Below are 8,625 nucleotides of genomic sequence, written 5' to 3'. Positions count from 1 at the left end.
CGGCCGTCGACGCGCAGTTCTACTGGATGTCGGCCAAACTCCCCAACGACCAATTCCTGCTTTACGCCTTCGAGGGCGAACCCGCACATTGCGGGCATGCTATCGAAGAAGTCTGCCGGCGGGCGCGAGCGTGCCCGGATCTGGCGATGCGGCTCCGCGGTGGATGCCGCCTCACCTATCCGGTGTGGGTGCCCGCGGCCGTCGGCCCGGAGCGGGTGGTGCGCCACGATCTCGACGACCCCAGTTGGGGCGCGTGCCTGGGAGCCGTCGTCGGTCTGGCCGACGACCAGCTGGACGTCCGCCGCACTCCGTGGCGGCTGCACCTGTTCAGCCCGGTGCTGGGGATCCCCGGCGTCGACGGGCCCGGCACCGTTGCCGTCCTGCAGGTCCCGCACGCGCTCGCCGACGGCACGCGAGCGTCCGCCATGGCGGCCTGGCTCTTCGGCCGGCCCGCCCCGGTAGCGCGGGTGGCGGGGCCGCGGCCCGGCTTCCTGCCGTGGCGCGCGGTGGAGGCGGCCCGCGGCCACCGCCGGCTGCGCCGCGACACCCGCGCGGGGCTGCTGTCCCCGGGCGCCGGGTCCCGGCCCCCGCAGCGCACCAATGCCCGCCCGGCCGGCGCCCGCTCGGTCCGCACGCTGGTCCGGCACCGCTCGCAGTTGCCCGGCCCCACCGTCACCGTCGGCGTGCTGACGGCGGTGTCGACGGCGCTGTCCCGTCTGCTCGGCGAGGTCGCCGATTCGCTGAGTGCCGAGGTTCCGGTCGCCAAGCCCGGTGCGCGACAAGCGCATAACCACTTTGGAAACGTGGGTGTCGGTCTGTACCCGAAGCTCGATGGAGACCTTCGCGCCGAGCGGATCGCGGCGGACCTGGCCAATGGGCGGCGCCGCTTCGCGCATCCGGCCACGGGTGCGGCCGATCGGGCGTTCGCCGCGGTGCCCGCACCGTTGCTGCGCTGGGGCGTATCCCAGTTCGACCCCGACGTGCGGCCGTCTCAGGTGGCCGGCAACACCGTAGTGTCCAGCGTCTTCCGGGGTGCGGCCGACCTGAGCTTCGGCGGCGCGCGGGTGGTGTTGACCGCCGGGTATCCGGCCCTGTCTCCGGCGATGGGTCTGACCCACGGGGTGCATGGCATCGGTGACACCGTTGCGGTCAGCGTGCACGCGGCGCAGTCGGCCGTTCCCGACATCGACGCGTACGTGCGGCTACTCGACGACGCGCTGTGAAGCCATGCGCTGTCGAATCTGGTGCGAGCCGCGGGACCGAATTCGCCCGGCACCCGCCGCGACAGGCCTTCATCGAAGGGATGGTGCTTCGCCGGCGTTGCGGAAAACGGGCGGGCGCACTTGCACCCGTCGGCGTGTAAAGCTAGTTCAACTAGATCAGCTGGATCCTGTATCGTATGGATTCGGCGTTCGGCCAAGCCGCGCCGGAAGGGGTGCGCGTGGCGGGAAAAGAATCGTTCGTCCTGGCCGGTAACCACACGCGCGTTCGCCCGATGAAGATGTCGGATCAGGTTGCGGCCCAGATCCGGCGGATGATCGCGCGTGGTGAACTCGTCGACGGCGACTGGTTGCCGACAGAAGCGGAACTCATCGAGCGGTTCGGGGTGTCCCGCCCAACGCTGCGGGAGGCGTTTCGGCTGCTGGAAGGCGACTCCCTGGTCACCATCCGCCGGGGCCCGCCCGGTGGTGCACGAGTGACGCTGCCGGGCCCGGATGCCGTCGCGGACCTGTTCGGGATGATTTTGATGCTGTCGGGCACCACCATCGGCGACGTCTGGGATGCCCGGTTGACGATCGAACCGCCCGCAGTCGGGCGGCTGGCCGAATCGGCCACCAAGGAGGCGCTGAAGGAACTCGACGCCGAGCTGGAGCGGGTCAGGGCCACCATCGACGACTCCCGGGAGTTCAGCAAGGCCGGCGTGCGATACCACGTCAAGCTAGTCGAGCTTTCCGGCAACCACACTCTCACCGCGGTCATCGGCATGCTCTCCGAGATCGTCGAACGCGAGCTCGCCAAGTCGTTGGCCGAGATCGGGCCCGACAGCGACGACGTGCGCCGCGCGAATCGCCGGGCCCTTCGCGGTTACGAGAAGATAGCCGAGCTCATCCACGCCGGTGACGGTGAAGCCGCCGAACGCGCCTGGCGCGAACACATGAAGAGCGCGCGCCGCTACGTCGCAAAGACGCAACAGCAGGATCGCGTCATCGACTTGTTGTACTAGCGCCATGTCCCTGCGTCCTCCTGTGAGCGGGCCGCTGCGCGGGGGATGCTCCTGCGTTTCTCGCTGCCCGTGCTGAAAACCGCGACCCGGTTGTATTGGGGCAGGGGCGCTCCGGTGGCTCGTGATTGCCCCGCGCGGCGCAACCGACGAGGGGCCGAAGAATCTAAAGAATCTTACTTCTGACCGTTGACATGGCGCGGTGGCGGAGCCTACATTCGCGAGGAAGGATGCAAGCAGAAGACGGGCGAATCGCTGATGCGCGTGACAAACCTCCTCGCCTCAACCGATCCGCGCTCCTGCTTTCCTTTGCGCGCCTGCCGGGGAGCGCGCGACGGTAGCTCTCGGGCGGTTATCGGATCGCATCGGCACGGCTTGGCCACGGCAGCGTGTCCGTTCATTTCCCTTGGCGAAACGCCATTAGGCCCGATGTGGTGAAGGGAGTTACGTTATGCCACTTCAGGATTGGATGAAGTTAGTATCGGTCGACGACCATGCGATCGAGCCGGCGGACGTGTGGACGTCGCGCATGCCGGCCAAGTATGACCGGGCCGAGATCCCGCACGTGGAGGAAGTCGAGGTCGACACCGCGCAGTTGCAGCTGGGCGCGACCGCGCACGGCCGGGTGCAGTCGTGGGTGTATGCGGGCAAGAACTATCCGTCGATCGGGTTGAACGCCGTGGCGGGCAAGGACCCGCGAACCTGGGATGTCGAGCCGGCCCGCTACGACGACATGCGCCCGGGCTGTTATGACCCGGTGGCGCGGCTGAAGGATATGGACGAGGACGGGGTCTGGGCGCATCTGTGTTTCCCGAGCTTCGCCCGATTCGCCGGCACCCGCTTCCTGGACGGCTCCGATCGCGAGATGGCCTTGGATTGCGTGCGGGCCTGGAACGACTGGATGCTGCAGGAGTGGTGTGGCGCGGCACCGGACCGCTACGTGCCGATCTGCATTCTGCCGCTGTGGGACGTGGACCTTTGCGTCGCCGAGTTGCATCGGACCATCGGGATGGGTGCGCGGGCGATCTGTTTCCCCGAAAACCCGTCGCCACTGGGCTTGCCGTCGTTCCACAGCGAGCAGTGGGACCCCCTGTTCGCCATCGCGCAGGAACAGGCGATGCCGCTGATGCTGCATTTCGGGACCTCGACGCGCACACCGTACGTCAGCCCGGACGCCCCGACGCCTGTGGTCGTGGCCCAGATGGGTCTCAATTCGATGGGCACCCTGGCGGATCTGTTGTTCTCGCGGACCTTTCATGCCTTCCCGGAGTTGAAGGTGGCGCTGGCCGAGGGCGGTACGGGCTGGCTGCCCTACATGCTCGAGCGCATCGATCAGGTGTGGGAGAGGCACCGCTGGTATTCGCACGTGGACACCGAGACGCGTCCCTCGACGCTGTTCCGCAAGAACGTGTGGGGCTGCTTCATCGTCGATCAGGCCGGCATCGATTTCCGGCACCGCATCGGCGTCGACCGGCTGACGTGGGAATGCGACTATCCGCATTCGGATTCCCATTGGCCGCACTCCCGCAAAGGCATGGCCGAGATGCTGGCAGATGTTCCCGACGACGAAGCGCACCGCATCGCCGAACTGAACGCCTGCGAACTTCTGGGATGGCGGCCCTGGGCGTCGTAACCGGAGACCGTCCCGCATCGATCCGTGTTGTTCAGTGGGGTACCGGCAACACCGGTTCCGTCGCGCTGTCGGTAATCTTGGATGCGCCCGGCCTCGAGCTCGTCGGGGTGTGCGCGCACAACCCCGATTCGGCCGCTGCGGACGCCGGGCGCCTGGCGGGAGTCCCCGTCACGAACGACAGCGAGTCGGTGCTCGCGGGCGCCCCGGACTGCGTCAGCTACATGGCCACCGACCGCGGTCGCCACGACGACGTCATCGATGACTTCTGCACGATCCTCGCGGCGGGAATCGACGTCGTCACCACCACTCATCCGTTGTTGGTGCATCCCGCCGGGGACGGACCGGACGTACGCCGCCGCATCGAGGCTGCCTGCCTGGCCGGCGGGTCGTCATTCTTGTGCACCGGTGTCGAACCGGGCTTCATGGCCGATGCTCTGGTGCTGCACCTGACCAGCCTGTCTCGGGAGATCACGAACATCCATGTGCAAGAGGCGATGAACGTCGGCAGCTACCGTGGCGCCCGCTGGCGTTCCGGGCTCGGCAACGACGTGTCGAGCGACGCCCGGCACTACGTGCCCGGGTCGATCGCGCACAACTGGATGGGACCTATGACGATGCTCGCCGACGGTCTCGGCGTCACCCTCGACCGCGTTTACGAAAAGCGCGAAATCGCCGCTGCAGGGGCCGAGTTCACCGTCCCGGCGGGCACCTACGGGCCCAACCAGGCCGCGGCGCTGCACTTCGAGGTGATCGGGGAGGTCGACGGCCGGCCGATGTTCGTCATCGAACACGTGTACCGCTTGCTCGACGAGGTCGCGCCGGACTGGCCGCAGCCGGTCGATCCGCACCGGCGAACCACGCGCGTCCGGATATCCGGAAGGCCCGACATCGACGTGGACGTCGCCCTCGGCGGCCGAGACCTCGACGCCACCCAGCAGGGTGTGCTGGCGACCGTGATGCGGGCGATCAATGCGATTCCCGTCGTCTGCGCGGCGCGGCCGGGCATGTACAGCCCGCTCGACCTGCCGCTGATCACGGGGCGAGACACAATCCGGCATGCGAAAACGGAGGCGTGATGCGCGATCTCAGGGTTGCCCTGTGCGGAGTGGGCGACGTCGGTCATTACGCCATCCGCGGCATCCTCAGCCGGCCCGACATGACGCTGTGTGCGGTGCAGACGTTCTCCCCGGAGAAAGCGGGAACGGATGCGGCGGAGTTGATCGGCTGGCAGCCGTGCGGGACCACGCTGACGACGTCGCTCGACGAGGTGCTGGCGCAGCGGCCCGACGCGCTGGTCTACTGCGGCAAGAGCCGCAGCTACGAACCGGTGCTGCCCTACCTGCGGGCCGGCATCGACGTCGCATACCTGGGCATCCCCGAACTGCTGCACCCCCCGTCGTGCCCGCCCGAGATCCGTGAGCCCATCGAGCAGGCGGCGTTAGCCGGCGGCGCGTCGATCATGTACGGCGGCATCGACCCCGGCTTCTCCACCCAGTTGCTGCCGTTCGTGCTCTCGGCGGTCAGCGAACGGATCGACCACCTGACCGTCTACGAAGTGCGCGATTACGACCCCCTCCCGCTGTGGCGCCTCGACGATCTGGGCCTGGGCGTCATGGACACCTCTGCCAGCCGCTTCCACCGCGCCGGCGTGCTCGACCGGACGTGGGGGTCGTCGTTGCGCAGCCTGGCCGACATCTTCGGTTTTCCACAGGTGCACGTCGAGGAATTCCGCGAAACCTTCCGGTGCACCGAAGCATTCGACGTTCCTGCCAGACACGTCGAGGCCGGGGCCATCGCCGCGATCCGGTTCGGGGTTACCGGCACCGTCGACGGGGTGGAGCGTTTCAGGGTGGAACACGTCAACCGGCTGCGCCGCGACATCGCCGAGCACTGGCGCATGCAACAGGGCTACGGCGTCGAAATCCGCGGCGTCCCAGACTATGACCTGCACTTGAGCCTGCGCGACCCCGCAGGCAAACAGGACCGTCCCGCGCTGTTCGGCACGGCGATGTACAACATCAACATCCTGCCGGCCCTGATCGACGCCGAACCCGGAATCCGCACTCCCTTCGAGCTGGCGGTCACCGGGTGCCGCAACATCGGCGGCCGCCACCAGGACGACAACTGGACGGTCTCCCCGCACCTGCACGCCCGTCAGGCGGGAGGCTGAATGGCCATCTCCCTTGCCACGCAACGCCGCGGCGACTTCAACCATCAGGCGGTCCTGTCCGCCGTCGAGATCGACTTCGCGGATATGCTGCCGACTTTTCGCTACCACCACCTCGTCCAGGACGGCACCTACCTCTACGGGGGCTTCGCGGATGAGGCGGGACGCCGATACACGCTGCTGCGCAAGATCAGCGGTGAGCTTAGCGCCGGTCTGGTCCTCAACGCCTCGGACGGCCGGAACCTGGCTTCGCACCCGCGGGCGACCGATTCGATGCGCGGCGGCACCCTCAGGTATCAGGCCGACGACAGCGGGTTTCGGATCCGGCCGTCCTCGGTCAAAGGAAGCCTGGGCGAGCCGTTCAGCCTGGAGATGACGCGCGACATCACCGTGTGGGACGAGGGCGATCTCCTGCGTGTGGAGGGCCGGATCGTCGGCGACTGCGGCTTGCAGTGGTATGACCCCTGTCGCGAGGGCGGGGACCTCTACGTGTCGCACATCCTGCGCGCCCGCGGCACCCTGCTGGGACAGCATGTGGAGGGCTTCTTCGCCGTCGATCAGCAACATCTGCTCCCCGGCACGGTGTGGCGGCAGACCCCGTACTTCCAGCGGCTGGAAGTGGCATGGTTCACCATGGGCGTCGAATATGACGACGGGACAATCGAAGTCGGCCAGCTGTGCCATGGCGGCGACGACTGGGGATTCGCCATCATGGCCAACCAGGATGGACCGTTCAAGCTGACACGCGACGTGACGGGTGAGCCCAGCTTCGGCGCCGACGAGTTCCCGGCCCGGGTCGGCTACGTGATCGACGGCGAAAACTGGGTCTGGCAGGCCCACTCCGACGGCGTGATGCCCGGCTACGCGGCCGATCCGCACTACCGCCCCGCCGACGGCTGGTGTACGCGGAGCGGCGAGAAGCGTTCCGTCGTCGCCTCGTTCGGATGGATCGACGCATTCAACGACGGTCGCGGCTGACGGCGATACGAGGAGATTCGTGATGGCCGACCCCAAGGCGCCGTTGCCCGCGCTGGATCCGGGCAACACCGCCTTCTGGACCGGCGGCGAGAATGGGCACTTACTCATCTGCCGGTGCCGTTCGTGTCGCCGCTGGTTGCATCCGCCGGTTCCGGTGTGCAGGTTTTGTCTCAGTACCGACATCATGACGGATCCGTCTTGCGGTCGGGGTAAAGTCCTGACCTACACCGTCAATCGCCAGCCCTGGCTGCCGACGCTGCCTCCGCCGTACGTCATCGCGGTCATCGAGCTTGACGACGATCCCGACTTGCGCCTGACCTCGCGCCTGGTGGGCATCGAGCCCGAGGAGGTCTTTATCGGGATGCGGGTCGGTGTCCGGTTCGAGCGGGCCGGCGACGTCTGGCTGCCGGTGTTCGGGATCGAGCAGGCCGGTCAATGAGCGACGGCGGCACTGGCACCGTGATCAGTGGGATAGGACAATCGGACGTCGGCCGGCGGCTGGGTCGCTCCGGGTTGTCGCTGACCGCGGCGGCGGTACTCGAAGCGCTTGCCGACTCGGGCCTCGACCGCTGCGACATCGACGGGCTGTCCACGTGGCCGGGCGGATCGGGACCCGCGCCGGGTTTCACCGGGGCGGGGGTGTGGGAGGTCAAAGACGCGCTCGGCCTCAACCTCGAGTGGTTCTCGGGAGGCAGCGAAACCGCCGGACAGCTCGGCGCAATCATCAACGCCGTTGCCGCGATTCGGGCGGGGCTGGCCACCCACGTGCTGTGTTTCCGGACGGTCTGGGAAAGCACCGCCCAGACGGCGGGCCGGCGCGCATCGGTGATCGGGTCCGGCGGGGGCCGAGTCGAAGGGCCGCACCAGTGGATGGTGCCGTTCGGCGCCGTCTCGGCCGCCAATTGGGCGGGACTGCTGGCCACCCGGCACTTCCACGAGTTCGGCACCACGCGTCAGCAGGTGGCCGGTCTGGCCACCACCCTTCGAGCGAACGCGGCACTGAACCCCAAAGCGGTGCTTAGGGATCCGATGAGCGTCGACGACTACCTGAACGCGCGCATGATCTCCGAGCCGCTGTGTCTGTTCGACTGCGACATCCCGGTCGACGGCGGCACCGCTGTGATCGTCTCCGCTGCCGAAGCCGCGGCCGATCTGCGTGCGCAACCCGTGTGCATAGAGGCCATGGGTGCCGCCCTGCACGGCCGCCCCTACTGGGACCAGTACTCGGATCTGACGTCGATGGCCGCGCACGACGCCGCCGAATCCCTGTGGTGCAAAACGACGTTGACCGCAGCGGATGTCGACATCGCCCAGTTGTACGACGGTTTTTCGATCCTGACGCTCATCTGGCTGGAGGCACTCGGATTGTGCGGCAAGGGCGAGGCGGGCCCGTTCGTGGCCGGCGGCAACAGAATTGCCCGCACGGGCGAACTGCCGCTCAACACCGGGGGCGGTCAGCTGTCCGCTGGACGGCTGCACGGGTTCGGCCACCTGCACGAGGCCTGCGTCCAATTGCGCGGTGCGGCAGGGGAGCGCCAGGTCCGCGGAGGCCCCGAGGTCGCGGTCGTGGCGGCGGGCGGCGGATATCTGGGCGGTGCACTGCTGCTGACCCGGCATCGGTAAGCG

General features: G+C 67.9%; 8 protein-coding genes. All 8 read left to right on the top strand.

What is annotated here, in order from left to right; genetic code table 11:
* Nucleotides 1–1,223: WS/DGAT domain-containing protein (locus ACLP9N_RS01805; protein ID WP_442405796.1), on the top strand; the 1,223-nt coding region annotated here is incomplete at its 5' end.
* A 176-nt stretch (nucleotides 1,224–1,399) separates the two neighbouring features.
* Complete coding sequence (locus ACLP9N_RS01800) at nucleotides 1,400–2,224, top strand: FadR/GntR family transcriptional regulator (protein ID WP_442405795.1); 825 nt, start codon at nucleotides 1,400–1,402, stop codon at nucleotides 2,222–2,224.
* A gap of 448 nt (nucleotides 2,225–2,672) precedes the next feature.
* Nucleotides 2,673–3,854, top strand: coding sequence for an amidohydrolase family protein (locus ACLP9N_RS01795; protein WP_442405794.1), 1,182 nt, complete (start codon nucleotides 2,673–2,675; stop codon nucleotides 3,852–3,854).
* The gene (locus ACLP9N_RS01790; RefSeq protein ID WP_442405793.1) at nucleotides 3,833–4,930 is read left to right on the top strand and encodes an NAD(P)H-dependent amine dehydrogenase family protein; all 1,098 of its coding nucleotides are present in this window, start codon (nucleotides 3,833–3,835) and stop codon (nucleotides 4,928–4,930) included. The genes ACLP9N_RS01795 and ACLP9N_RS01790 overlap by 22 nt, the downstream gene beginning before the upstream one ends.
* Complete coding sequence (locus tag ACLP9N_RS01785) at nucleotides 4,930–6,024, top strand: hypothetical protein (RefSeq protein ID WP_442405792.1); 1,095 nt, start codon at nucleotides 4,930–4,932, stop codon at nucleotides 6,022–6,024. The genes ACLP9N_RS01790 and ACLP9N_RS01785 overlap by 1 nt, the downstream gene beginning before the upstream one ends.
* A complete protein-coding gene (locus tag ACLP9N_RS01780; RefSeq protein WP_442405791.1) occupies nucleotides 6,025–6,999 on the top strand; it encodes a hypothetical protein in 975 nt (324 codons plus the stop codon).
* Between the two features lie 22 nt (nucleotides 7,000–7,021).
* Nucleotides 7,022–7,438: a Zn-ribbon domain-containing OB-fold protein gene (locus tag ACLP9N_RS01775; RefSeq protein WP_442405790.1), complete on the top strand. Its 417-nt coding sequence runs from the start codon at nucleotides 7,022–7,024 to the stop codon at nucleotides 7,436–7,438.
* Nucleotides 7,435–8,622, top strand: coding sequence for a thiolase family protein (locus ACLP9N_RS01770; protein WP_442405789.1), 1,188 nt, complete (start codon nucleotides 7,435–7,437; stop codon nucleotides 8,620–8,622). Before ACLP9N_RS01775 ends, ACLP9N_RS01770 begins: the two co-directional genes overlap by 4 nt.
* The last annotated feature ends 3 nt before the right edge of the window (nucleotides 8,623–8,625 follow it).

The sequence above is a fragment of the Mycobacterium sp. genome, assembly GCF_052144515.1.
In the GTDB taxonomy this organism is placed as follows: domain Bacteria; phylum Actinomycetota; class Actinomycetes; order Mycobacteriales; family Mycobacteriaceae; genus Mycobacterium.
This window is presented reverse-complemented; position numbering and strand designations above follow the sequence as displayed.